The sequence below is a fragment of the Streptomyces sp. NRRL F-525 genome, from assembly GCF_000716605.1.
Classification (GTDB): Bacteria; Actinomycetota; Actinomycetes; order Streptomycetales; family Streptomycetaceae; genus Streptomyces.
Window position 1 is genome coordinate 338,038 of sequence record NZ_JNXE01000005.1, and the last position, 24,513, is coordinate 362,550.

Below are 24,513 nucleotides of genomic sequence, written 5' to 3' on the forward strand. Positions count from 1 at the left end.
CCCGGTGCCCGCAGCCCGTTACACCACAGCCAGACAGGAATGAGCGACCATGACCGTTGCCCCTGAAGCGCCCGGCGCGCGTCAGGCGACCGGCCGTCCGCGCACCACGCTGCCGGGCCCCGCGCGCACCGCCGAGCCGGGCGGCGAGCGCCGCCGCGCCCTGACCCGGCTGCGCGCCACCGACACGTACGCCGTCGTCGGCGCCGCCGCCTCCGCGCTGTCGCTGACCTGGCTGCTGTTCGCCTGGGTGCTCCCCTTCAACGGCGCGGTCGGCTTCGTCGTCCTGGCGTACGGCCTCTTCCTGCTGGTCTACGCGCTGCTGGTCTCCTTCGACGAGGACGGGCCCGCCATAGTCGACCGGATCGCGGCGGCGGTCGTCCGGTCGATGGGTGTGCTGCTGGTCGTGATCCTCGCGTTCGTCGTCGTGTACGCGCTGGTCGAGGGCCGCAAGGCGCTGGTGCACCTGAACTTCTTCACCCAGGACATGAAGCTGGCGGGACCGCTGGAGCCGCTCAGCGTGGGCGGCGCGCTGCACGCGGCGGCCGGCACCCTCATCATGATCACCATCGCGCTGCTGATCACCGTCCCGGCCGGGCTGGTCTGCGCGGTGTTCCTCACCGAAGTGCCCGGCGGCTACGCCCGGTTCGTGCGCACCATCGTCGAGGCGATGACAGCGCTGCCGTCGATCGTCGCCGGCCTGTTCATCTACGCCACCGTGATCCTGGGCCTCGGCCTGAGCCAGTCGGGTCTCGCCGCCGGGCTCGCGCTCTCGGTGATGATGCTGCCGATCATCATCAGGGCCGCCGACGTCGTCATCCGGCTGGTGCCCGGCACCCTGCGCGAGGCCAGTTACGCGATGGGCACGAGCCGTTGGCGCACGGTGTGGCACGTCGTCCTGCCGACCTGCCGCTCGGGCCTGACCACCGCCGTGATCCTCGGCACCGCGCGCGGTATCGGCGAGACCTCCCCGGTGCTGCTGACCGCGGGCTACACCAACGACCTCAACCTCAACCCGCTGCACGACCCGATGGTCTCCCTGCCGCTGGTCACCTTCGAGTACGTCAAGTCGCCCGAGCCGAACATGATTTCGCGCGGTTTCGGTACGGCCGCTCTGCTGATGACGCTGGTGCTGCTGCTGTTCGTGGCCGCGCGCATCGTCGGCGGGCGCGGACCAGGGCAGTTGAGCCGCCGTCAGGAACACCGGCGCGTCCTCGCGTCGCGACGTGACGCGCGTCGCTTCGACGACCGCCCCGCCCTCTCCGCTCCCAGCCCCAACGCCCTCACCGAACCCGGGAGTTCGTCGTGAAACCCGCCGCTCGATTCCGTCTGGCGGCCACCGTGCTGTCACTGCTGTGCGCCGTGCTCGCCGCCCAACCGTCGTCCGCCGCTGCCGCCTCGTACGCGAAGATCACCGGCTCCGGCTCGACCTGGAGCTCCAACGCGGTCCAGCAGTGGGTCCGCAACGTCAAGGCCAACTACGGCATGACGGTGAACTTCTCGGCCAACGGCTCCTCGCAGGGCCGCCAGCAGTTCAAGAACAACACCGTCGACTTCGCGGTCTCCGAGATCCCCTACGGCCTCAAGGAGCAGGGCGTCACCGAGGTCCCGCCGAGCCGCGGCTACGCCTACATGCCGATCGTGGCCGGCGGTACGGCGTTCATGTACAACCTCAAGATCAACGGCAAGATGGTCACCAACCTGCGGCTCTCCGGCGACGTACTCACCAAGATCTTCACCGGGAAGATCACCCGCTGGAACGACCCCGCGATCGCCGCCGACAACCCGGGCCTGACCATGCCGGCCCGCGCGATCGTCCCGGTCGTCCGCTCGGACGGCTCGGGCACCAGCGCGCAGTTCACCACCTGGATGTCCAAGGAGTACCCGGCGCTGTGGAGCGACTACTGCTCCCGCACCGGGCGCGGCAGCGGCAACTGCGGCATGACCTCGTTCTACCCGCTGCTCAGCGGCTCCACGATGGTCTCCAAGTCCGGCTCGCTCGGCGTCTCCGGCCATGTCCGCCAGCCCTCCGGCGAGGGCGCGATCACCTACGTCGAGTACTCCTACGCCAAGAACACCGGCTTCCCGGTGGCCAAGGTGCTCAACAAGGACAACTACTACGTCGAGCCGACCGCGGCGAGCGTCGCGGTGGCGCTGACCAAGGCCGAGATCAACGAGAACAAGCAGTCCTCGAACTACCTCACCCAGATCCTCGACAACGTCTACACGAACCCGGACGCCCGCACCTACCCGCTGTCCAGCTACAGCTACATGATCCTGCCGACGAAGGTGGAGGCGGGCTTCACCACCGCCAAGGGCAACTCCCTCGGCACGTTCGCCCGTTACTTCCTGTGCGACGGACAGCAGCAGGCGGACGACCTGGGCTACTCGCCGCTGCCGAAGAACCTCGTCGAGGCGGGCTTCGAGCAGATCCGCAAGGTCCCGGGCGCGCCCACCAGCACCATCAACATCAACGACTGCCGCAACCCCACCTTCTCCGGCGGCGTCAACACCCTGACCAAGAACGCCCCTTACCCCAAGTCCTGCGACAAGAAGGGGTCGACGCAGTGCACCACCGGCACGGCCGGCGCGGCGGGCACCGACACCCCGGTGAAGCCCGCGGCCAACGGCGGTAGCACCTCCGGCGGCACCAACTCCTCGACCGGCGGCTCCACTTCGGGCGGTTCCGCCGCCCCGGGCACCACCGGCGGCACCGACACCAACGGCGACGGAAAGCCCGACAGCACCGCGAGCGCCGCGGCCGGCGGCACCTCCGGGGCGTCCATCGACCCCGACACCGGCGAGGTGGTCAGCGGCGACGGGACCGGCACCGGCACCGGCGACACGTCCGTCGTGGCCAACCCGGTCGCCCTCGCCTCCGACAACGGCCTAGGGATGCGCGGCGCCCTGATGGCGCTGTCGGCCGTCCTGCTCGTCGCGGTGGTCGTCGGACCACCGCTCACCGCGCGGATGCTGGCCGCCCGCTCGCGCCGCAGGAGGGAGTTCTGATGAGACGGCTGACGGTACGACGGCGGGTGACCGCGGGCGTGGGCTGTCTGGTGTCCGCCCTGGTGCTGGCGGTGCTGCCGCTGCCCCGGGGAGCGGACCAAGCGCAGGCGGCCACGGCCGAGAGCTCGGCGGTGACCGAGAGCGGGACGAAGGGGCCGTACGACGACTTCTCGAACCTCAAGGTCACCGTGCATCAGACGAAGGACCTGACCGGGCAGGGCGTGCGGGTGACCTGGACGGGCGGGGCGCCGTCCGAGAACTCGTACTCCAACTTCCTTTCGGTCATGCAGTGTTGGGGGGACGAGGCGTCCGGGCCGGACCGTACCCAGTGCGAGTACGGACTCGCGTCGGGCGCGCAGGCGGGAAACGGCCGGTTCGTGTACCAGGGCGGCGGTTCGCTCGGTGATCCGCTGGAGACGGAGTCCGCTACCCCGGTCGACCGGAACGGCACCCACTACGCGCCGTTCCGGCCGGTCGAGGGGCAGGGCGACCCGACCACGAGCGGCACGGACATCACGTACTTCAACGACGGGGACACCAACGCCGTCGCGTTCCTGCCGAACGACGGGAACGGCGGCGGCGACATGTCGTTCGAGCTGAAGTCGGCCGTGGAGCAGCCCGCCCTGGGCTGCGGCGCCCGCACCACCTCGGCCGGCACGATCCAGCCCTGCTGGCTGGTGGTCGTGCCCCGCGGCACCCACAACGCCGGTGGCAGTCCCTACAAGTCGGGCGACGCGGTCTCCTCCTCGCTGAGCCGGTCGAACTGGGACCAGCGCATCGCGTTCCGGCTCGGCTTCGCGCCGGTCACCGACAACTGCGACCCGAGCAAGCCCGAGCGCGGGATCATGGGCTCCGAACTGGCCACCGACGCCGTCACGTCGTGGCAGAGCGCGCTGTGCCGGACCGGCACGTACCGGTTCAACTACACCCAGTCCGGCGAGCAGCAGGCCCGGGACGCCGTGACCTCGGGTGACGCGCTGGCGGGGCTCGCCATGACGGTGGATCCCGTCGAACCGGTCGACGGGGGACCCCAGGTGGTGCACGCGCCGGTCGCGGTCACCGGGCTGACGATCGGCTTCGTCTGGATGTACGACGTCACGGGCGGCACGGTGCCGCTGACGGAGCTCAAGCTCAACCAGAGGCTGCTGGCCAAGGTGCTCACGCAGTCCTATCCCCTCAGCCTGATCAAGCCGGGCGACAAGGTGCCCAGCTACCTCGCCGCCAACCCGGACTCGCTCGTCAAGGACCCGGAATTCCTCAAACTCAATCCCGGTCTCGCGGGCCAGGCGGCCGCCAACACCCCCTTGGGTCTGGCCGTCGCCGTGGACAACACCGACTCCGCCAACCTGGTGTGGAAATACATTCTGGCGGACAACGACGCGAAGGAATTCATCGCGGGGAAAGCCGATCCCTGGGGAATGAAGGTGAATCCCGCGTACGAGAACGGGGTGCTCTCGGATTCCCTGGATTTCTTCCCCAAGACGGATCTCACGCCCACGACCACCCAGTGCGGGGGCGGCTACCCCGATTTCACGTACACCGGCCTTGACGTGGTCCCGTACATGAACGACATGCACGACGCGGCGCTGAAGATACGCCGTGGCTCCATCGGCACCGCGTACAACTGCGATTTCACCACCCTTCCGACGAAGCCGGCCGCGATCGACCGCCCGATTCCCACGCAGCAGCGCCAGTTCGGCCTGGTCGACAACGCCTCCGCGGTGCGTTACCTGCTGGGCGCCGCCGCCCTGCCGAACGCCGACGGGCAGTACGTCAAGCCCACCACCGACTCCCTGCTCAAGGCCGTCGCCGAGATGCCCGACTCCGACGTGTCCGGCGTCAAGGCGCCCGCCCCCGGCAGCATGAAGGACGGCGCCTATCCGCTGACCGCCGTGGTCTACGCGGCGGCCTCCCTCGACCAGGCCAAGGACGCCCGCCTCGACTACGCCAGGGTGATGCGCTACGCGGCCGGGGACGGCCAGACCCAGGGCACCGTGAAGGGCCAACTGCCGTACGGATACGCCCCGTTGCCCACGGCGATGCGCACGCAGGCGCAGCAGGCGGCGGCCCGGCTGGAGAAGGGCGTGCCGGACGCCGACGGGTCCGCCGGCGGTACGTCGTCCGGAGGCGGCGGCGACCTGAGCGGCACCGGCAGCGGCGGCTCGGTGTCCGGCGGTGCGGACGGTGGCGTCGGCGGTGCCACCGGCGCCGGTGCGGGCAGCACCTCGGGCGCCACCGCCGACGCCTCGGACACCGCCAGGCCCTCCACCGCCCCGACGGAGACCGACCCGGCCAGGCAGAACGTTGCCCAGTCCGGCGGCGCCACACCGTCGGAGGTGCTCGGGATCGTCCGCTGGGTCCTGCTCGGCGTCCTCGTCGCCGGCGGAGCGGCCGCCCTCGCGGGCCCGGTCGCGCTGCGCCTCTCGACGCGGCGTCGGGCGGCCGCCGACTGAGTTTCCCGGGTGTCCGGATTTCCCGGGGCGCATTCCGTCCCCGGGAAATCCGCACACCGTCGGGTGAATTCCCTTGGAGTCACTTAGGAAAGGGAGTCGTAACCTGATGACCGGCTGGAATTAGTGGTCCTGGGAAGCGATTCTACGGAATTGTTCTGCGTGGCCGGCCGACGGGCCGGTGGCGAAAGAGATCCGGATTCTTCTTGTGCGTCTTCCGCTTGTACGTCCTTTGCTCGATCCGTTTCCACGGAGGAGAACCCAAGTGAACGTCAAGACCCGCCTGCGTATCGGTGCCGGTGTCGGAGCGGTCGCCCTCGGCCTCGGAGCCCTGGCCGCCCCCGCCTACGCGGACCCCGGCTCGGCCACCGACTACCGTCAGCTCGCCGGTGTCGGCTCCGACACCACCCAGGACGTCGTGAACGCCCTGGGCGACGCGATCACGAACAGCAGCGGCAAGGTCATCGCCTCGTGGAACGCCACCGGCACGACCCCGATCACGACCAAGGCGACCGGCAGTTGCACGATCCCGCGTCCCGACGGCTCCGGCGCCGGCATCACGGCCCTCAACGCCGCCGTCGACGGCTCCACCGGCTGTGTGGACTTCGCCCGCTCCTCGCGCGGCCCGAACAACACCACCACCACGGACCTGACGTTCATCCCGTACGCCAAGGACGCGGTGTCCTGGGTCAAGCAGGACGGCAGCGCGCTGCCCGACAACCTGACGACCGCCCAGCTCAAGGCGATCTACGAGTGCACCCTGACCACGCTCAACGGCGTCACGCTGACCCCGATCCTGCCGCAGTCGGCCTCCGGCACCCGCGCCTTCTTCCTCAGCTCCATCGGGGTGACGGCCCCCGGCTCCTGCGTCACGTCCGACTCCACGATCCAGGAGAACGACGGCTCGGCCGTGGACAGCGCCGGTGACATCTTCCCGTACTCGGTGGCCCAGTACACCGCCCAGGAGACCCTGGTCACGGACGACCGCCGTGGCTCCGCGGTGCTCGGCTCCGTCAACGGAGTCGGCGCGCGCAACGACGACCTCACGCTGAACCTGGACTTCCCCTACCTGCGGAACGTCTACAACGTCGTCCCGACCGCCAAGCTGTCGGACTCCCTGATCGCGGCCACCTTCGTGGGCACCGGCTCCGCGGTCTGCCAGAACACCTCCACCATCACCGACTACGGCTTCGGCGCCCTCGGCACCGACTGCGGCAGCACGACCCTCAAGGGCGAGAGCTGAGCACCGTCCAGTAGCCGCGCACCGGCCGGGCACCCCCGTGGGTGCCCGGCCCTGTCGGCGTATTCATCCACGACCCGAACCCCGTGGGGGGACCACCACATGACTCACCGTCTCGCACACCTCAGATCCCCAGTGGCCCTGTTGAGCTGCTGCGCGCTGCTGTTCGCCGCCCTGGCCGGGGTCCTCGCCCTCTCGGGTCGGGCACAAGCGGCCACGACACTGGGCAAGTTCACGGTCGCACCGGCCACCGGCAGCATCTCGGACAACCCCATGACCACCTCGGTCACGTCGAGCGCGGGCTGCCCGAACACCGCCCAGGTCACGGCCGTCCTCAAGGTGTACAAGCCGACCGACTCCGCCGTGCAGACCAACCTCGCCCAGAGCGTCACCAAGCCCCCGCTCGGCACCGCCCCCTTCACCGTGGACATGAAGGCGCTGGCCGGGACCACCGCGAAGAGCCTGGAGCAGGCGCTGCGGGTGTGGATCCCCGACGGGTCCCTCGACGGCACCTACACCCTGGGCCTGGGCTGCGGCGGCGGCACCACCGCCGACGGCTTCCTCGCCAAGGTCCGGGTCACGGGCACCAGTTGGGCCCTGCTCGAACAGCAGCCCACGTCCCTCGCCCTGACCGCGGCCTCCGGCGTCCAGGTCGGCGGCGACCTCAAGCTCACCGCCGCGGTGACCCCGGCCGCGGCCGGCTCCGTCGAGTTCAAGAACGGCGACACGTCGCTCGGTACGGCGGCGGTCGCGGACGGCAAGGCCGAACTCACCGTCAAGGCACCGGCGATCGGCGGCCTCACGACGTACGGCGCCGTGTTCACCCCCACCGACCTCGACGCGTACGCCGGCTCCGAGGCCACCGTCACCCCGACCGTCGACTACGCCATCTCCGCCAAGGACGCCGACGGCAAGGCCCTCGCGGCCGACCCCACGCTGGCCATCGGCCAGAAGGTGAAGGTCACCGTCCAGGGCTTCACGCCGGGGGCCACCGTGGGCGTGACCCTCACCGGTTCCAACGCGACCTACGCCGATGTGACCGCGGGTGCCGACGGGGCCGTCACGGACTACGCGTTCACCGTGCCCGACGCCCTGCCCAACGGCGACCACGGCCTCCACTTCACCGAGAAATCGGGCGTGTTCGGGTCCTTCGCCTTCGTCAGCACCGACGCGGCCACCTCCAGCCCGAGCCCCAGCGACAACCCCGACCTCACCGTGACCGACGAGGACGGCACCGACCTCGGCACCGACCCGGCCCTCGAACCCGGCCAGAAGGTGAAGATCACCGCCCGGGGCTACACCGCGAGCGCCGCGGTCAAGGTCACCCTCGCCGACAGCGACGCGACCTTCACGGACGCCAAGGCCAACTCGGCCGGAACCGTGGACAGTTACGCGTTCACCGTGCCGAGCGACATCGCCGACGGCGACCACACGCTGACGCTCGCCGAGGACGGGACCGACGGGCACAGCGTTGCCTTCGCGTTCACGACCGGCGACGACTCCAGCGAATCCCCCTCGCCCACCCCGTCCGACACCACTTCCGGCGGCACGGACACCGGCGGCTCCACGAGCGGCGGTTCGGACACGGGCGGCACGACGGGCGGTGACAGCGGCACCGGAACCGGTTCGGGCACCGGGTCCATGGCGGCCACCGGCACCGAGGCCGGCGCGATCGGCCTGGCCTCGCTGGCGTTCCTCGCCGCGGGTTCGGCGCTCGTCCTGCACATGCGCCGCAAGGGTCTGCTGACCTTCGGCACCGGCGACACCCCGCACCACCGCTGACCGGCCGGGCGGGTGGGGCCGGAGGCGTACACCGACACGCCCCCGCCCCACCCGGCCACCGCACGAGACGCCGTACGAGACGCCGTACGAGACGCCGTACGAAGGAAACCGTCCCGCTCGCTTCGAGGAGCGCACCCCGTGACCACGCTCGCCCCGCCCCCGGCCGGCGCGTCGGCGCCGACCGACGGCCCGCCACCGCCCCCGCCGACCACGCAGCCGCGGCAGGAGACCCCGCGGCCCCCCGCCCGCCCCGGGCTCGCACTCGCCGGGGCGGCCCTGTGCGTCCTGGCCGCCGTGCTCCTCGGCTTCGCCGCGAACCTCACCGTCGTCGGCCACCTCCAGCACGCCCGGAACCAGCGGACCGCGTACGACGAACTCCGCAAGGAACTCGCCCTGGGCACCGCCCCCGTGGGCCAACGCGACTACGAGGGACGGATGTTGAAGCCGGGCGCGCCCGTCGCCCTGCTGCGCATTCCCGCCCTCGGCATCAAGGAGGTCGTCGCCGAGGGCACCACCTCCGAGGTCCTGATGTCGGGCCCGGGCCACCGCCGGGACACCCCGCTGCCCGGCCAGGCCGGCACGTCGGTGATCATGGGCCGCCAGTGGGGCTACGGCAGCCCCTTCCTCGACCTGCACAACCTGCCCGTCGGAACGGCCGTCGAGCTGACCACCGGCCAGACCAAGGCCGTCTACCAGGTCACCGGCATCCGCCGCGCCGGCGACCCGCTGCCCACCCCCATCGGCCAGGGACAGGGCCGGCTCACCCTGATCACCGCCACCGGCGGCCCGTACACCCCGAGCGGTGTGCTGCGGGTGGACGCCAGGCTGATCACCCCCGTGCAGGCCAACCCGCCGCGCGACCTGCGCGCCGGCTGGATATCCGCCTCCGAAGAGGCACTCGGTGGCGACGGCAGCGCCTGGCTCCGCGTCTTCCTCTGGTCCCAGGGCCTGTTGCTCGCCGCTCTGCTCGCGGTGGTCGCCCACCGGGTCTGGGGTCGCTGGCAGACCTGGATCTGCGCGGGTCCCCTGCTGCTCGCCCTGGGCCTCGCCGACTCCGGGGCCATCGTCTCCCTGCTGCCGAACCTCCTCTGAACCACCCCACCCCGTACGGGAGTTGACCTCACCACATGTCCACCGACCTCACCGACACACTCATCCAACGGCCGGTGTCCCTCTCCGGTCAGGGCCCCGCGAGCCTGCGCGCCGACTCGGTCTCCGCCTGGTTCGCCGACCACAAGGTCCTCGACCGGGTCTCGCTCACGATGCCCGCCCGCGAGGTCACCGCGCTCATCGGCCCCTCCGGCTGCGGCAAGTCGACCTTCCTGCGCATCCTCAACCGCATGCACGAACTGATCGGCTCAGCCTCCCTGGCCGGCCGGGTCCTCCTCGACGACGAGGACATCTACGACCGCGGCCGCCGCATCACCCACGCCCGCCGCCAGATCGGCATGGTCTTCCAGAAGCCCAACCCCTTCCCCGCCATGTCGATCTACGACAACGTCCTCGCCGGCCTCAAGCTCAACGCCATCAAGGCGAGTCGCGACGGCAAGGACGACCTGGTCGAGGAGTGCCTGATCAAGGCGGGCCTGTGGAAGGAGGTCAAGGACCGCCTCCGCCAGCCGGGCGGCGCGCTCTCCGGCGGCCAGCAGCAACGCCTGTGCATAGCAAGGTCGTTGGCGGTACGCCCTCGGGTCCTCCTCATGGACGAACCCTGCTCGGCGCTCGACCCGACCTCCACCCGGCGCATCGAGGAGACCATCGCCGAGCTCAAGTCCGAGGTCACGATCGTCATCGTCACCCACAACATGCAGCAGGCCGCCCGTGTCTCGGACAGCTGCGCCTTCTTCCTCGCCTCGCAGAACACCCCGGGCGTGATCGTCGAGCACGGGGACACCCAGGCGATGTTCAACTCGCCCCAGGACGAACGGACTTCGGACTACGTGAACGGACGGTTCGGATGACGGCAGGGCCGGGAGCGAGGCGGCTGGTGGGCGTGGCGGCGGCGGTCCTGCTCGTGGCCGGGTGCGGGGCAGGGGCGCGGGCCACGGACACGGCGGCCGGACGACCGGCCACGACGACCGCCCCGGCCGCCCTCGCACCACCGGTGCCGCCCGCGCCCGCCCCGACGGCCTCCTCGGCCACTCCGCGCCCCCGTACACCGGCATCGGTCCCAGCCCTCCCGTCCACCTCCGAGGCCCGGGTACCCGGCCCGGACCTCTCCCGGAAGACCCCGTCCGCCGCTCCCACCCGTACGCCCACGCGGTCCGCCGGCCCTGGCACCGACACGGCGACGACCGGCCGCCCCACCGTCACCACGATCCGGATCGGCGGCTGGTCCTCGACCGTGGTCCGGGGCGACCAGGCGGAGGTCGACGCGTGTCGGCACGCCGTGCAGTGGACGGGCCCCGCGATCGGCACCGAGGACGGCTACGAACTGCGGACCGTGGTGATCGTCGGCCACGACTACTGCCGCTTCGACCGCTTCGCCACGCTGCCCGTCGGCACCAGGGTCGACATCAGTACCCCGCGCGGGAGTTGGACGTACAAGGTCTACGCCCACTACGTCACCCCGGGCCGGGGCGTCCCGGCGGCGGGCCTCTACTGGGGCGACCTCACCCTCCAGTCCTGCGTGGGACCGGACACGGGGTTCAGTTACCTGATGCGTGTCCCGGTGAATCCGGGGGAGCCGGGCTGACGTGACGGTGTCTCAGATACCGGCCGCCGCCGACAGGTCCCGCTTGATCGTCGCGAGGGTCTCGGCGGCCTGGGCGCGGGCGGCCGGGAGGTCGGCGTGCGCGGCGACCGGCACCACGACCTCCAGGTAGCACTTCAGTTTGGGCTCGGTGCCGCTGGGCCGGACGATGACCCGGGCGCCGTCGAGGGTGTAGCGCAGGCCGTCCGTGGGGGGCAGCCTGTCGGTCCCCTCGTTCAGGTCCTCGGCCTTGGTGACGGCCAACCCGGCGAGCGCGGTGGGGGGTTGCTCGCGCAGCCGCCGCATGGCGTCCGCGATGACGGTCAAGTCCTCGACGCGGACGGAGAGTTGATCGGTGGCGTGCAGCCCGTGCTCCACGGCGAGATCGTCGAGGAGGTCGAGCAGATCGCGCCCCTCGGCCTTCAACTCCGAAGCCAGTTCGGTGATGAGGAGGGCGGCGGTGATGCCGTCCTTGTCGCGCACGCCGTCCGGGTCCACGCAGTAGCCGAGGGCTTCCTCGTAGCCGTAGCGAAGGCCCTCCACCCGGGCGATCCACTTGAAGCCGGTGAGGGTCTCTTCGTAGGGGAGACCCGCCTTCTCGGCGATACGGCCGAGGAGGGACGAGGAGACGATCGACTCGGCGAAGGTGCCCTGGGCGCCGCGCCGGACGAGGTGGGCGGCGAGGAGGGAGCCGACCTCGTCGCCGCGGAGCATGCGCCAATCGCCGTCCGCTTTCACGGCCGCGGCGCAGCGGTCGGCGTCAGGGTCGTTGGCGATGATCAGGTCGGGGTCCGTGGCGCGGGCCTGTGCGAAGGCGAGGTCCATCGCGCCGGGCTCCTCCGGGTTGGGGAACGCGACGGTCGGGAAGTCCGGGTCGGGCTCGGCCTGTTCGGCGACGAGCACAGGCTCGGGGAAACCGGCCCGCGCGAACGCGGCCAGCAGCACGTCCTTGCCGACGCCGTGCATCGCCGTGTAGACGGTGCGGGCGGTACGGGGGGAGTCCGGGGCGAGGACGGCGTCGGTGCGGGCGAGGTAGGCGTCGAGGACGGCGTCGTCGAGGGTTTCCCAGCCGGTGTCCGGACGGGCCACGTCGTGCAGGGAGTTGACAGCCTCGATCTCGGCGGCGATCTCCGCGTCGGCCGGGGGCACGATCTGGGAGCCGTCGCCGAGGTAGACCTTGTAACCGTTGTCCCGGGGCGGGTTGTGGCTGGCGGTGACCTCGACGCCCGCGATCGCGCCCAAGTGCCGTATGGCGAAGGCGAGTACGGGGGTGGGGAGGGGGCGGGGCAGTACGGCGGCCTTGAGTCCCGCGCCGACCATCACGGCGGCGGTGTCGCGGGCGAAGTCGGCCGACTTGTGGCGGGCGTCGTAGCCGATGACGACGGTTCCGGTCCCGTCGGTGTGGCCGTTCGCCTTCAGGTACGCGGCGAGTCCGGCGGCGGCCCGGATGACGACCGCGCGGTTCATCCGCATGGGCCCGGCGCCGAGTTCGCCCCGCAGGCCGGCGGTGCCGAACTGAAGCGTGCCGCTGAAGCGCTCGGCGAGCTCGGCGACGTCCCCTGCGTCGATGAGCTTGGCGAGCTCGTCACGGGTGTCCGCGTCGGGGTCCTCGGCGAGCCAGGTCCTGGCCCGCGCGATGAGTTCGTCGTCGTGCACGTCGGGGCAACCTCTCGTGGGGTATGTCGGTTTTACGTCAGCGGGTTCCAGGGGGCGGGAGCCCCCTGGGGACGGTGCTTACAACCGCCCGAGCACCTGGGCCAGCAGGGAGCCCATCTGCGTGGCGGAATCCCGGCCCGCCTGGAGGACTTCCTCGTGGTTCAGGGGCTCGCCCGTCATACCCGCGGCGAGGTTCGTCACCAGGGAGATACCCAGCACCTCCGCACCGGCCTCACGCGCGGCGATCGCTTCCAGCACCGTGGACATGCCCACCAGGTCCGCCCCGATCACCCGGGCCATGCGGATCTCGGCCGGAGTCTCGTAGTGCGGCCCGGGGAACTGGGCGTAGACACCCTCCTCCAGCGCCGGGTCGATCTCCTTGCACAGGGCGCGCAGCCGAGGCGAGTACAGATCGGTGAGGTCGACGAAATTGGCGCCGACGATGGGGGACGTGGCGGTGAGGTTGATGTGGTCGCTGATCAGCACGGGCTGGCCGGGCCGCATGCCCTCGCGGAGCCCCCCGCAGCCGTTGGTCAGCACGATGGTCTTGCAGCCGGCGGCGACGGCGGTACGCACGCCGTGCGCGACGGCGGCGACCCCGCGGCCCTCGTAGTAGTGGGTACGCCCGAGAAAGACCAGCGCGCGCTTGTCACCGATCCCGTACGAGCGGATGCGACCGCCGTGGCCCTCGACGGCCGGCGGCGGGAAACCGGGCAGCTCGGTGACGGGGAAGTCGGCCTCGGGTACGCCGAGCGCGTCGACGGCCGGTCCCCAGCCGGAGCCCATCACAAGGGCGACGTCGTGGGTCTCGGCGCCCGTCAGTTCGCGCAGGCGCGTGGCGGCGGCGTCAGCGGCGGCATGGGGGTCGCCCTGGATGTCGTCCGGAAGAAGAGATGCGTTCACGCGGATGAGCGTAGCTGGTCTGGGCCTACGCGCGTAGATGACAGAGCGCACGGGATGGCGATCGTTGTCTTGTCGTTTCCAACGAGACCTGTGACGGGCGTTATGTGTGGGAAGCCCTCAGCAGGGCCGCTTCCGCAGCTCCATCACATAGTCGTGCGGGGCGCCCGCGGACTCGGCGGCATCGGCGAGCTCACCGAGATAACGGGCGGACGGGAGCCCTCCCTCGTACCCGTTCAGCACGTACACCCAAGCGGGTTCCTCGCCCTCCAGCGTGTGCACCCGCACCCGCATCCGGCGGTAGACGTCGAGGCCGACGCCCTCCCACCGGTCCATGGAGTCCTCGTCGGGCGGCGCGATCTCGTACAGCGCGACGAAGACCTGGGAGCGCGGGGCCTCCACGATCGTCGCGAGCGCGCCCTCCCAGCCCATGTGCTCGCCGCCGAAGGTCAGCCGCCACCCGTTCAGCCAGCCCGTGGCGCGCAACGGCGAGTGCGGGGCGCGGCGGGTCATCAGCCGCGCGTCGAGATTGCCGGCGTACGCGGCGTAGAGCGACATGCTTCGAGAGTACGGCAGCGAAACCACCCGTCACTCCCGTAACCGGCGGTACCGGCACCGCCGCCGCGAGTGCCGCCCGCCACCCAGGGCACCTTCCGCAGGCTGTGTCTTTTTCTAACCGGTTATCTGAGGTGAAGGTGGTTAGTTTTGCCCCCGGCTTCCTGGGACCCCCCGTGCCCCCGGGCGGAAGCACCTTGAAGCGTGCGGGACAATGGGGTACGTGACTCGGATCGTGATCATCGGTGGCGGACCCGGCGGCTATGAAGCGGCGCTGGTGGCAGCGCAGCTCGGCGCGGAGGTGACCGTCGTCGACTGCGACGGTCTGGGCGGGGCGTCGGTACTGACCGACTGCGTCCCGTCGAAGACCCTTATCGCGACGGCCGAGGTGATGACCACCTTCGACTCGTCGTACGAGGAACTCGGCATCATCGTCGCCGACGACACCCCACCGCTGGAACAGGCGGCCCGGGTCGTCGGCGTGGACCTCGGCAAGGTCAACCGCCGTGTGAAGCGCCTCGCGCTCGCCCAGTCGCACGACATCACCGCCTCCGTGACCCGGGCCGGCGCCCGCGTCATGCGCGGCCGGGGCCGGCTCGACGGCATGCAGGCCATCGACGGTTCCCGCAAGGTCGTCGTGAAGGCGGCCGACGGCACCGAGGAGACCCTCGTCGCCGACGCCGTCCTCATCGCGACCGGCGGCCACCCCCGCGAGCTGGACGACGCCCGCCCGGACGGCGAGCGCATCCTGAACTGGACCCAGGTCTACGACCTCACCGAACTCCCCGAAGAGCTGATCGTGGTCGGCTCCGGTGTCACGGGTGCCGAGTTCGCCGGCGCCTACCAGGCCCTCGGCTCCAAGGTCACCCTCGTGTCGTCCCGCGACCGGGTCCTCCCCGGAGAGGACCCGGACGCAGCCGCCGTACTCGAAGACGTCTTCCGGCGCCGCGGCATGAACGTCATGGCCCGCTCGCGCGCCCAGTCCGCCAAGCGCGTCGGCGACAAGGTCGAGGTCGTCCTCGCCGACGGCCGCGTCATCACCGGCTCGCACTGCCTCATGGCCGTCGGCGCCATCCCGAACTCCGAGGGCATGGGCCTGGAGGAGGCGGGCGTCAGGCTCCGCGACTCGGGCCACATCTGGACCGACAAGGTCTCCCGTACGACCGCTCCTGGCGTGTACGCCGCCGGTGACGTGACCGGCATCTTCGCGCTCGCCTCGGTGGCCGCGATGCAGGGCCGTATCGCGATGTACCACTTCCTGGGCGACGCGGTGGCCCCGCTGAACCTGAAGACGGTGTCGTCGAACGTCTTCACCGACCCCGAGATCGCCACGGTCGGCTACTCCCAGGCCGACGTAGACGGCGGCAAGATCGACGCCCGCGTGGTCAAGCTCCCCCTCCTCCGCAACCCGCGCGCGAAGATGCAGGGCATCCGGGACGGCTTCGTCAAGATCTTCTGCCGCCCGGGCACCGGCATCATCGTCGGCGGTGTGGTCGTGGCGCCTCGCGCCTCGGAACTGATCCACCCCATCTCGATCGCCGTCGACAACAACCTGACGGTCGAACAGATCGCGAACGCCTTCACCGTCTACCCGTCTCTTTCGGGCTCGATCGCCGAGGTGGCCCGCCAGCTCCACACGCGGAAGGCGACGGGCGAAGTCTGAGCCGAAACGGACTCCCCGCTGGTCACGGGGAGTTGTCGACCATTCGGGCGGCATAGGCGGCGAGACTAGGCCCTATACCACTTCCGGTCCCGCTGTACGAACAACTTCCGTTATTCGGCGCAAACACCTGAAAGCAGACGGTCGTTGGGGTTACTGTCAGTTTCGTGTTCGCTGCAGAACGTCGCCAATTGATCCTCGAAATGGTGCGAGCGAATGGGGCCGTATCGCTCCGTGAGCTCGCCCGCGTCGTCCAGACCTCCGAAGTGACCGTACGGCGGGACGTGCGCGCACTGGAGGCAGAAGGACTCCTCGACCGCCGGCACGGCGGTGCGGTATTGCCGGGCGGGTTCACGCGAGAATCCGGCTTTCCGCAGAAATCGCATCTCGCGACCGCCGAGAAGACGGCCATCGCCGATCTCGCCGCGAGCTTCGTCGAAGAGGGCGAAGCGATCGTGGTGGGGGCGGGTACCACCACCCAGGAACTGGCCCGCCGACTCGCCCGGGTCCCCGGACTGACCGTGGTCACCAACTCCCTTCTGGTGGCCCAGGCGTTGGCCCATGCCAACCGCGTGGAGGTCGTCATGACCGGCGGCACCCTGCGCGGCTCCAACTACGCGCTGGTCGGGTCGGGGGCGGAACAGTCCCTCCAGGGCCTACGCGTCTCCCGGGCCTTCCTCTCCGGAAGCGGCCTGACCGCCGAACGCGGCCTCTCCACGTCCAACATGCTCTCCGCGTCCGTCGACCGGGCCCTCGTCCAGGCGGCCGCCGAGGTCGTCGTCCTGGCCGACCACACCAAGCTCGGTACGGACACCATGTTCCAGACCGTGCCCACGGACGTCATCACCCGCCTCGTCACCGACGAGCCCCCGGCCCACGACGACCGCGCCGCCACGGAGTTGCAGGCGCTGGCCGACCAGGGGGTGCAGATCGCTGTCGCGGGCGGTTCGGGAGCCCAGGGGGGTGATCAGACCCCGACGCGCGACCAACGCCGCCGGGATGTCCCCCTCCCGGCACCGCGACGGGGTCAAGTACCGGGCGGGGGACCGGGGTTGAGGTCGGCCGGCGTCCTGGGCGGGGAGTCCCCCGAGCGGGAGCGCGCGGCAAGGGTGGCAGATCTGCGCAGGCGTTGACCGAGGGTCCGGTTGTCGGGTGCAGGCCCGGTGGGGGCTGGTCGCGCAGTTCCCCGCGCCCCTAAAAGACATGGGCCGACCCGCGTTTTCAAGGGGGCGCAGTTCCCCGCGCCCTTAAAAGCAGGTCGGCTGCAACGGGCCCGTCTTTTTAGGGGCGCGGGGAACTGCGCGACCAGCCACGACGGCGCCGCACCCGAAAACCGAACCCGCGTTACGGCTTCAACCCGCGCAACGTCAACGTCAGCAACCTGTCCGCCAGTTCAGGATCCCCAGGGTTTCCCTCAGCCGCCAAAGCGATCGCGTGGGTCAGCTGGAGAAGGTCACCGATCTCGACATCCCCGCGTACGTCACCCGCCTCCTGCGCCCGGACCAGCAGCGCGCTCCCCGCCTCCCGGATGGGCCCGCTGCACCTGGCCAACGCCGACGAGTCGTCGTAGGCGACGGCCATCAACGTCCGCGACAGCCCCCGGTACTCGCTGGAGTGGGTCACCATCTCCCGCAGCCAGGTCACCAGAGCAACACACGGCTGCGGAGCCAACAGCAACTCCCGGGACCGCGCGAGGAGTTCACTCGCCGCGTCCTCGAACACCGCGCTCATCAGGGACTGCCGATTGGGAAAGTGCCGGTACAGCGTGCCGATACCGACCCCCGCACGCCGAGCCACGTCCTCCAGAGACGCGTCCGTACCGTGCGCGGCAAAGCACACCCGCGCCTCGGCAAGCAGCCGCTCGTAGTTGCGACGGGCATCCGCGCGCAGCCCGACAGGCGGCTTGGCCATGGCTCCCACCTGCCCTCCTCGACTGGTTCCCTCAGCATGCCAGGCGTTGATGACAGAAGTGCCCGGCGAAGACAGGCTGTTCCTGTCCGCCGGGCACCTCTGGACGTGCGGTGGGGTCAGTCCTTGATCTCGCAGATCGCCGCGCCGGACGTGATGGACGCCCCGACCTCCGCGCCAAGTCCCTTGACCGTGCCGGACTTGTGCGCGTTCAGCGGCTGTTCCATCTTCATCGCCTCGAGTACGACGATGAGGTCGCCCTCCTTGACCTCCTGGCCCTCCTCGACCGCGACCTTGACGATCGTGCCCTGCATCGGGGAGGCGAGGGTGTCGCCCGAGGCGACGGGGCCGGACTTCTTGGCCGCGCGGCGCTTCGGCTTGGCGCCCGCCGCGAGGCCGGTGCGGGCCAGGGACATGCCGAGCGAGACCGGGAGGGAGACCTCCAGGCGCTTGCCGCCGACCTCGACGACGATCGTCTCGCGGTCCGCGTCCTCGTCCGCCTCGGCGTCCGTGGGGGCCGCGAAGGGCTTGATCTCGTTGACGAACTCGGTCTCGATCCAGCGGGTGTGGACCGTGAACGGGTCGGCGGAGCCGGTGAGTTCGGGGGCGAACGCCGGGTCCTTGACGACCGCGCGGTGGAAGGGGATGGCCGTGGCCATGCCCTCGACGGTGAACTCGTCCAGCGCACGCGCGGCGCGCTGCAGCGCCTGCTCGCGGGTCGCGCCGGTGACGATCAGCTTGGCCAGCAGCGAGTCCCACGCCGGGCCGATGACCGAGCCCGACTCGACACCGGCGTCCAGGCGGACGCCCGGGCCGGTGGGTGCCGCGAACGTGGTGACGGTGCCGGGCGCGGGCAGGAAGCCGCGGCCCGGGTCCTCGCCGTTGATGCGGAACTCGAAGGAGTGGCCGCGCAGTTCGGGGTCGCCGTAGCCCAGTTCCTCGCCGTCGGCGATGCGGAACATCTCGCGGACGAGGTCGATGCCGGCGACCTCCTCGGTGACCGGGTGCTCTACCTGGAGGCGGGTGTTGACCTCCAGGAAGGAGATCGTGCCGTCCTGGCCGACGAGGAACTCGACGGTCCCGGCGCCGACGTAGCCGGCCTCCTTGAGGATCGCCTTCGAGGAGGCGTACAGCTCGGCTACCTGGGCCTCGGAGAGGAACGGCGCGGGCGCCTCCTCGACCAGCTTCTGGTGGCGGCGCTGGAGGGAGCAGTCACGCGTCGAGACGACGACCACGTTGCCGTGGGAGTCGGCCAGGCACTGGGTCTCCACGTGCCGCGGCTTGTCCAGGTAGCGCTCGACGAAGCACTCGCCGCGGCCGAAGGCGGCGACCGCCTCGCGCACCGCGGAGTCGTACAGCTCGGGAACCTCTTCGAGCGTCCGGGCGACCTTCAGCCCGCGACCGCCGCCACCGAAGGCGGCCTTGATCGCGATGGGCAGCCCGTGCTGCTCGGCGAACGCGACGACCTCGTCCGAGCCCGACACCGGGTCCGGCGTACCGGCCACCAGCGGGGCACCGGCGCGCTGCGCGATGTGCCGGGCGGCGACCTTGTCGCCGAGGTCCCGGATCGCCTGCGGCGGCGGACCGATCCAGATCAGGTCCGCGTCGAGGACCGCCTGGGCGAACTCGGCGTTCTCCGACAGGAATCCGTAGCCGGGGTGGATGGCGTCGGCACCGGACTCGCGGGCCGCGCCCAGGACCTTGCCGATGTCCAGGTAACTGCTCGCCGGTGTGTCACCGCCCAGGGCGAACGCCTCATCCGCGGCGCGGACATGCAGAGCGTCCCGGTCCGGGTCGGCGTATACGGCCACGCTCGCGATCCCGGCGTCCCGGCAGGCCCGGGCTACGCGGACAGCGATTTCGCCACGATTGGCGATGAGCACCTTGCGCACGATTGAGGCTCCCTCCTTGAAACAAGCCGAGTTTAGGGACTGCCGACACGGCGCATCGACCCGTCCCCAGTGGTGAGCTTGCCCACACGGAGCGTGATGCGAGGCCTGCTCGACCCGCGAAATCCCTTGTCGCACCTCGGTACGCAGGACTCCTCGTGGAAACCCTAGCTCTCCGGTGTGGGCAAGGTCTCTGTGAGAGCGTGCCGCGTGCCACGCCGTTTCTTTGTGGAGTCCCTACGAATGGCCCAATGATTCTTTGCCCCCAACACAACCCTTGTCCCGCGGTTTACCCGTTAGTAGCGTTCGGGTTGTCTCGAACGTACTTGAGGTAACCAGGCTCTTGATCGAGCGGTAGTGGGAAGTGGGTGGAGCCGGTGGTGCGCAGGCCGGTGGCATGGATCTTGGCGCTCGTCCTCTTCGTGGAGGCGCTCGGAGTGGCCGCGCTGAACTGGTTCCTGGGGATCGTCGTCGACCGCCAGGACATGTCCCTGGCCGGCCTCGACCCGGACGCGATGTCCGTCTCCTCGAAGGTCGGCGGCATAGTCTTCGGCCTCTACTTCGCCCTGTGCGGAGTGGTCGCCCTGCTCGTCGCCCTGCGCGACCGGGCGCCGGCCGGCTTCGGCCGCATCCTGCTGATCAGCGTGGCGGTCGTGCACGGCCTGCTGGGCGCGTTCGCGTGGGGCCTGGTGGGCCCGGGAGCGTTCGTGTCCATGGTGGTGGTGCTCGCCCTGGTCGTCCTGCTCCTGATGACGTACGACCGCATGGAGGCCCCGTCCGAGGGGAGGCCCGAGCAGGGCGAGAGCGAGGGCCCGGGGCCGATCGCTCCGCCGGCCGCCCCCAGCCCCTCCTGATCATCCCTCCCGGGGTGTCCACAACTCCGTGATGCCGACGCCCAGTTGGGCCAGCAGCCGGCGAACCAGCGGCAGGCTGATGCCGATCACGTTGCCGTGGTCGCCGTCGATGCCCTCGATGAACGGTGCGGAACGGCCGTCGAGCGTGAACGCCCCTGCCACGTAAAGGGGTTCGCCCGAGGTGACGTACGCGGCGACCTCGGCGTCGGTCGGTTCGCCGAAGCGGACGACGGTGGACGCGGTCGCCGAGACGTACCGGCCGCTCGTCGTGTCGTAGACGCAGTGTCCGGTCTGGAGCGTCCCGGCCCGCCCGCGCATCGCCTTCCAGCGGGCGGTGGCCTCCTCGGCGTCGGCGGGCTTGCCGAGGGCCTCGCCGTCGAGGTCGAGGACGGAGTCGCAGCCGATCACGAGCGCGCCCTTGACCTCGGGCTTCGCGGCGACGACGGAGGCCTTGGCCTCGGCGAGCGCGAGGGCGAGTTCGGCCGGGGTGGGGGCGCTGACGGCGTCCTCGTCGACCCCGCTGACGATCACCTCGGGGTCAAGTCCGGCCTGGCGCAGCAGGCCCAGCCGGGCGGGGGACTGGGAGGCGAGCACGAGTCGGCGGCGCGGCTGATCTGTCATGCGTTCAGCGTATCGGCGCGGCCCCGGGCGCTCACGTCAGCCCGAGCACGATCATCGCCAGCACCATCGCGAGCGCCATGAGGATGCCGAGCCGCCGCAACATGACCTCTGTCTCCCGCAGGTCTTTGGGAGGCTCGTCATCGGGGTCGGACCACAACATGCTTCCGAGCTTGCGGTGGTTTGGGCCGGGGCGCCTGAGTACGGGTACTCAACTTCCCCGCCTTCCTCTCGATGCCTCCAAAAGGGTCCAGGGTTCCGTTAGAGTAATGGGACTGTGGTTCCTTTTGGAGAGGTGCGTCATGTTCGCTGCTGCCTGGACCGCGTCACCCCAGCTCCCGAGCGAGGGCTTCACGCCGAACTGGTCCCGTGAGGGCTTCTGGCGTCAGTCGCTGCGGCAGGTCGTGCGGCTGACCGCGGGCGGGGAGAGGGTGCGGGTGCGGTTCTCGAACGCGTACGGGAACTCGCCGGTGCGGATTGCCTCCGGCTCGGTGGCTCGTGGCGGGGCTGCGGTGCGGCTTACCTTCGGGGGTGCGGTGGAGGGGGAGATGCCGGCTCGGGGGGAGTTGGTGAGCGACGGGGTCCAACTCGCCGTAGCAGCGGGGGAGTCGGTGGTTGTCACGCTGTACTTCGACTCCGCCACCGGGCCGGCCACCTTTCATGCGCAGGCGTTCGCGACCAGTTGTCGGGGTGCGGGGTGTCTGCTGGGTGGGGAGGGGTTCACCGAGTCGAGTGAGTCCTGGTACTTCCTGTCCGCCGTCGAGACCGACTCCGGGCGGGGGGACGGGATTGTTCTCTTTGGCGACTCCATCACCGACGGGTTCGGGTCTACGGCGGGGGCCGATCGGCGGTGGTCGGACGCGTTGGCCTCGCGGACGGGGCGGGCCGTGTTGAACGCGGGGATCGGGGGGAATCTGCTGCTCAACGACTCCGCGTGGTACGGGGAGCGGGGGGTGCGCAGGTTTGGGCGTGATGTGCTTCAACTGGCCGGGGTGGACACGGTCGTTGTGTTGCTGGGGCTCAATGACATCGGGTTCAGCGAGACGGATGTGCAGCCTACGTACAAGCCGGCGCCGGTGGTTTCGGCGGGTGAAGTCATCGCTGGGTACCGGGAGTTGATACGGCAGGCTCGTGGACTGACCGTGGTCGGGGGGACCTTGTTGCCGTTCGGGGGGTCGGATCACTGGGGGGAGCGGGCGGCGAAGGTGAGTTGTGAGGTCAACGAGTGGGTGCGGGGTTCGGGGGAGTTCGATCGGGTTGTTGATCTGAATCGGGTGATGGCCGATCCGGGGGAGTTGGATCGGCTGCACCCTGCTTATGACTTTGGGGATCGGCTGCACCCCAATGACGAGGGGTACGGGGTGATGGCTGAGGCTGTGGTGCGTTGTTTGTAGCCTGCCGGTCGGTGGGGGCTGGTCGCGCAGTTCCCCGCGCCCCTGAAAGACCTAGCCGGGCCAGAAAGTTCGGGTCCATGCACTCGGGCCCGGGTGGGGGAGCCTTGCGCCCGCGATGCGTGACGGGTCGGACCAGGCGTCGCGGGGCCTTGGGGTGCCCGGCGGTGTTGATGTTGCCGCTGCCGCGCGCGCCCTCACCACCGCCAACGCGGCTGCCAGTTCCTCTGGGGTCGGGTTGCCCCGTACGACTTTGATGTTCATGGGGGGGCGCTCCTTTACAGGGGGATGTTGCCGTGCTTCTTCGGGGGCAAGGACTCGCGCTTGGTGCGGAGTTGGCGTAGGCCCCGGACGACGTGGCGGCGGGTGTCCGAGGGGAGGATGACCGCGTCGATGTAGCCGCGTTCGGCGGCGATGTAGGGGTTGAGGAGGGCGTCCTCGTACTCCTGGATCAGGCGGGCCCTCGTCGCCTCCACGTCGCCTGCCGCCTCGGCCTCCGCGATCGTGCGGCGGTGCAGGATGTTGACCGCGCCCTGGGCGCCCATGACGGCGATCTGGGCGGTCGGCCAGGCGAGGTTGAGGTCGGCGCCGAGGTGCTTGGAGCCCATGACGTCGTAGGCGCCGCCGAAGGCCTTGCGGGTGATCACCGTGATCAGGGGGACTGTTGCCTCCGCGTACGCGTAGATCAGCTTCGCGCCCCTGCGGATGATGCCGTAGTGCTCCTGGTCGACCCCGGGGAGGAAGCCGGGGACGTCCACGAAGGTGATGACCGGGACGTTGAACGCGTCGCAGGTGCGGACGAAGCGGGCCGCCTTCTCGGAGGCGTCGATGTCCAGGCAACCCGCGAACTGCATCGGCTGGTTGGCCACGATGCCTACCGGGCGGCCCTCCACCCGGCCGAAGCCGGTGAGGATGTTGGGCGCGAACAGGGGCTGCGTCTCGAAGAACTCGGCGTCGTCCAGGACGTGTTCGATCACCGTGTGCATGTCGTACGGCTGGTTCGCGCTGTCCGGGACCAGGGTGTCCAGCTCGCGGTCCTCGTCCGTGATGGCGAGGTCCGCCTCCTCGGGGAACGCCGGGGGCTCGCTGAGGTTGTTGGACGGGAGGTACGACAGCAGCTGCTTGACGTACTCGATCGCGTCCTTCTCGTCGCCCGCCATGTGGTGGGCCACGCCCGACACCGCGTTGTGGGTGCGCGCGCCGCCCAGTTCCTCGAAGCCGACGTCCTCGCCCGTGACGGTCTTGATGACGTCAGGGCCGGTGATGAACATGTGCGAGGTCTGGTCGACCATCACCGTGAAGTCGGTGATCGCGGGGGAGTAGACCGCGCCGCCCGCGCATGGGCCTACGACGAGGGAGATCTGCGGGATCACTCCGCTCGCGTGCGTGTTGCGGCGGAAGATCTCGCCGTACGCGCCGAGCGAGGCCACGCCCTCCTGGATGCGGGCGCCGCCGGAGTCGTTGATGCCGATGACCGGGCAGCCCGTCTTCAGCGCGAAGTCCATCACCTTGACGATCTTCTGGCCGTAGACCTCGCCCAGGGCGCCGCCGAAGACCGTGAAGTCCTGGGAGAAGACGGCGATGGGGCGGCCGTCGACCGTGCCGTACCCGGAGACGACCCCGTCGCCGTAGGGGCGGTTCTTCTCCAGGCCGAAGTCCGTGGAGCGGTGCCGGGTCAACTCGTCGAACTCGACGAAGGACCCCTCGTCGAGGAGCAGGTCGATCCGCTCACGGGCCGTCAACTTGCCCTTGGCGTGCTGCTTTTCGACCGCACGTGCCGAGCCGGCGTGCGTCGCTTCCTGGATACGGCGCTGAAGATCCGCGATCTTCCCGGCGGTGGTGTGGATGTCGATCTCTTGAGGCGCTTCCGGCTCGGACATCGGGATTGCGGCTCCCTGCCTGCTCAAAAGGG

The 24,513-nt window shown here is 70.3% G+C and carries 21 protein-coding genes; 12 read left to right on the forward strand and 9 right to left on the reverse strand.

Going from position 1 to position 24,513, the window contains the following annotated elements; translation table 11 throughout:
* The first annotated feature begins 49 nt into the window (after window positions 1-49).
* The 8 genes from pstA to OO69_RS49380 all read left to right on the forward strand — a co-directional run bounded on the left by pstA (window position 50) and on the right by OO69_RS49380 (window position 11,173).
* The gene (gene pstA, locus OO69_RS10655; RefSeq protein WP_051800899.1) at window positions 50-1,306 is read left to right on the forward strand and encodes a phosphate ABC transporter permease PstA; all 1,257 of its coding nucleotides are present in this window, start codon (window positions 50-52) and stop codon (window positions 1,304-1,306) included.
* The gene (gene pstS / locus OO69_RS10660; RefSeq protein WP_199810918.1) at window positions 1,303-3,006 is read left to right on the forward strand and encodes a phosphate ABC transporter substrate-binding protein PstS; all 1,704 of its coding nucleotides are present in this window, start codon (window positions 1,303-1,305) and stop codon (window positions 3,004-3,006) included. Before pstA ends, pstS begins: the two co-directional genes overlap by 4 nt.
* Window positions 3,006-5,459, forward strand: a complete 2,454-nt coding sequence (locus OO69_RS10665) for a hypothetical protein (protein WP_051800900.1) — start codon at window positions 3,006-3,008, stop codon at window positions 5,457-5,459. The genes pstS and OO69_RS10665 overlap by 1 nt, the downstream gene beginning before the upstream one ends.
* A 262-nt stretch (window positions 5,460-5,721) precedes the next feature.
* Window positions 5,722-6,699 (forward strand): substrate-binding domain-containing protein, encoded by a 978-nt coding sequence (locus tag OO69_RS10670; protein WP_051800901.1) that lies wholly within the window; start codon window positions 5,722-5,724, stop codon window positions 6,697-6,699.
* Between the two features lie 99 nt (window positions 6,700-6,798).
* Window positions 6,799-8,478, forward strand: a complete 1,680-nt coding sequence (locus OO69_RS10675) for a hypothetical protein (protein ID WP_158713372.1) — start codon at window positions 6,799-6,801, stop codon at window positions 8,476-8,478.
* Between the two features lie 138 nt (window positions 8,479-8,616).
* The gene (locus tag OO69_RS10680) at window positions 8,617-9,570 is read left to right on the forward strand and encodes a sortase (RefSeq protein ID WP_051800902.1); all 954 of its coding nucleotides are present in this window, start codon (window positions 8,617-8,619) and stop codon (window positions 9,568-9,570) included.
* Between the two features lie 35 nt (window positions 9,571-9,605).
* Window positions 9,606-10,439: a phosphate ABC transporter ATP-binding protein gene (locus OO69_RS10685; RefSeq protein ID WP_033280225.1), complete on the forward strand. Its 834-nt coding sequence runs from the start codon at window positions 9,606-9,608 to the stop codon at window positions 10,437-10,439.
* Window positions 10,436-11,173 (forward strand): hypothetical protein, encoded by a 738-nt coding sequence (locus OO69_RS49380; protein ID WP_158713373.1) that lies wholly within the window; start codon window positions 10,436-10,438, stop codon window positions 11,171-11,173. Before OO69_RS10685 ends, OO69_RS49380 begins: the two co-directional genes overlap by 4 nt.
* 12 nt (window positions 11,174-11,185) lie before the next feature.
* Here the strand turns inward: OO69_RS49380 and OO69_RS10695 are convergent, their stop codons facing one another.
* From OO69_RS10695 to OO69_RS10705, 3 genes are all read right to left on the reverse strand, one after another.
* Window positions 11,186-12,826, reverse strand: coding sequence for a phospho-sugar mutase (locus tag OO69_RS10695; protein WP_033280226.1), 1,641 nt, complete (start codon window positions 12,824-12,826; stop codon window positions 11,186-11,188).
* Window positions 12,827-12,904: 78 nt separating this feature from the next.
* The gene (locus OO69_RS10700; RefSeq protein ID WP_033280227.1) at window positions 12,905-13,729 is read right to left on the reverse strand and encodes a purine-nucleoside phosphorylase; all 825 of its coding nucleotides are present in this window, start codon (window positions 13,727-13,729) and stop codon (window positions 12,905-12,907) included.
* Window positions 13,730-13,846: 117 nt separating this feature from the next.
* Complete coding sequence (locus tag OO69_RS10705; protein WP_019055782.1) at window positions 13,847-14,284, reverse strand: gamma-glutamylcyclotransferase; 438 nt, start codon at window positions 14,282-14,284, stop codon at window positions 13,847-13,849.
* Between the two features lie 211 nt (window positions 14,285-14,495).
* Here OO69_RS10705 and OO69_RS10710 point away from each other — a divergent pair, with 211 nt between their 5' ends.
* Window positions 14,496-15,944, forward strand: a complete 1,449-nt coding sequence (locus OO69_RS10710; protein ID WP_033280228.1) for an NAD(P)H-quinone dehydrogenase — start codon at window positions 14,496-14,498, stop codon at window positions 15,942-15,944.
* 164 nt (window positions 15,945-16,108) lie between these two features.
* Window positions 16,109-17,074: a DeoR/GlpR family DNA-binding transcription regulator gene (locus OO69_RS10715; RefSeq protein WP_078652370.1), complete on the forward strand. Its 966-nt coding sequence runs from the start codon at window positions 16,109-16,111 to the stop codon at window positions 17,072-17,074.
* A gap of 211 nt (window positions 17,075-17,285) precedes the next feature.
* On the opposite strand, the gene OO69_RS10720 is transcribed toward OO69_RS10715, so the two are convergent.
* Both OO69_RS10720 and OO69_RS10725 read right to left on the reverse strand, forming a co-directional pair.
* On the reverse strand, window positions 17,286-17,852 hold the full coding sequence (locus tag OO69_RS10720; protein WP_033280230.1) for a TetR/AcrR family transcriptional regulator: 567 nt from the start codon (window positions 17,850-17,852) through the stop codon (window positions 17,286-17,288).
* Between the two features lie 116 nt (window positions 17,853-17,968).
* The gene (locus tag OO69_RS10725; RefSeq protein ID WP_033280231.1) at window positions 17,969-19,741 is read right to left on the reverse strand and encodes an acetyl/propionyl/methylcrotonyl-CoA carboxylase subunit alpha; all 1,773 of its coding nucleotides are present in this window, start codon (window positions 19,739-19,741) and stop codon (window positions 17,969-17,971) included.
* 389 nt (window positions 19,742-20,130) lie between these two features.
* On the opposite strand from OO69_RS10725, the gene OO69_RS10730 reads away from it, so the two are divergent.
* Window positions 20,131-20,592 (forward strand): hypothetical protein, encoded by a 462-nt coding sequence (locus OO69_RS10730; RefSeq protein ID WP_234444395.1) that lies wholly within the window; start codon window positions 20,131-20,133, stop codon window positions 20,590-20,592.
* Here OO69_RS10730 and OO69_RS10735 read toward each other — a convergent pair whose 3' ends face one another.
* A complete protein-coding gene (locus OO69_RS10735; protein ID WP_033280233.1) occupies window positions 20,593-21,213 on the reverse strand; it encodes a Maf family protein in 621 nt (206 codons plus the stop codon). It abuts the gene before it with no gap.
* Between the two features lie 31 nt (window positions 21,214-21,244).
* A complete protein-coding gene (mmpB, locus tag OO69_RS53510; RefSeq protein WP_267885198.1) occupies window positions 21,245-21,373 on the reverse strand; it encodes a morphogenic membrane protein MmpB in 129 nt (42 codons plus the stop codon).
* 139 nt (window positions 21,374-21,512) lie between these two features.
* On the opposite strand from mmpB, the gene OO69_RS10740 reads away from it, so the two are divergent.
* Window positions 21,513-22,604 (forward strand): SGNH/GDSL hydrolase family protein, encoded by a 1,092-nt coding sequence (locus tag OO69_RS10740; RefSeq protein ID WP_033280302.1) that lies wholly within the window; start codon window positions 21,513-21,515, stop codon window positions 22,602-22,604.
* Window positions 22,605-22,655: 51 nt separating this feature from the next.
* Here the strand turns inward: OO69_RS10740 and OO69_RS50075 are convergent, their stop codons facing one another.
* Complete coding sequence (locus OO69_RS50075; protein ID WP_078652371.1) at window positions 22,656-22,865, reverse strand: acyl-CoA carboxylase subunit epsilon; 210 nt, start codon at window positions 22,863-22,865, stop codon at window positions 22,656-22,658.
* Between the two features lie 14 nt (window positions 22,866-22,879).
* Entirely contained in the window at window positions 22,880-24,481 is a 1,602-nt protein-coding gene (locus OO69_RS10745) for an acyl-CoA carboxylase subunit beta (RefSeq protein WP_033280234.1), read from the reverse strand.
* Window positions 24,482-24,513 lie beyond the last annotated feature (32 nt).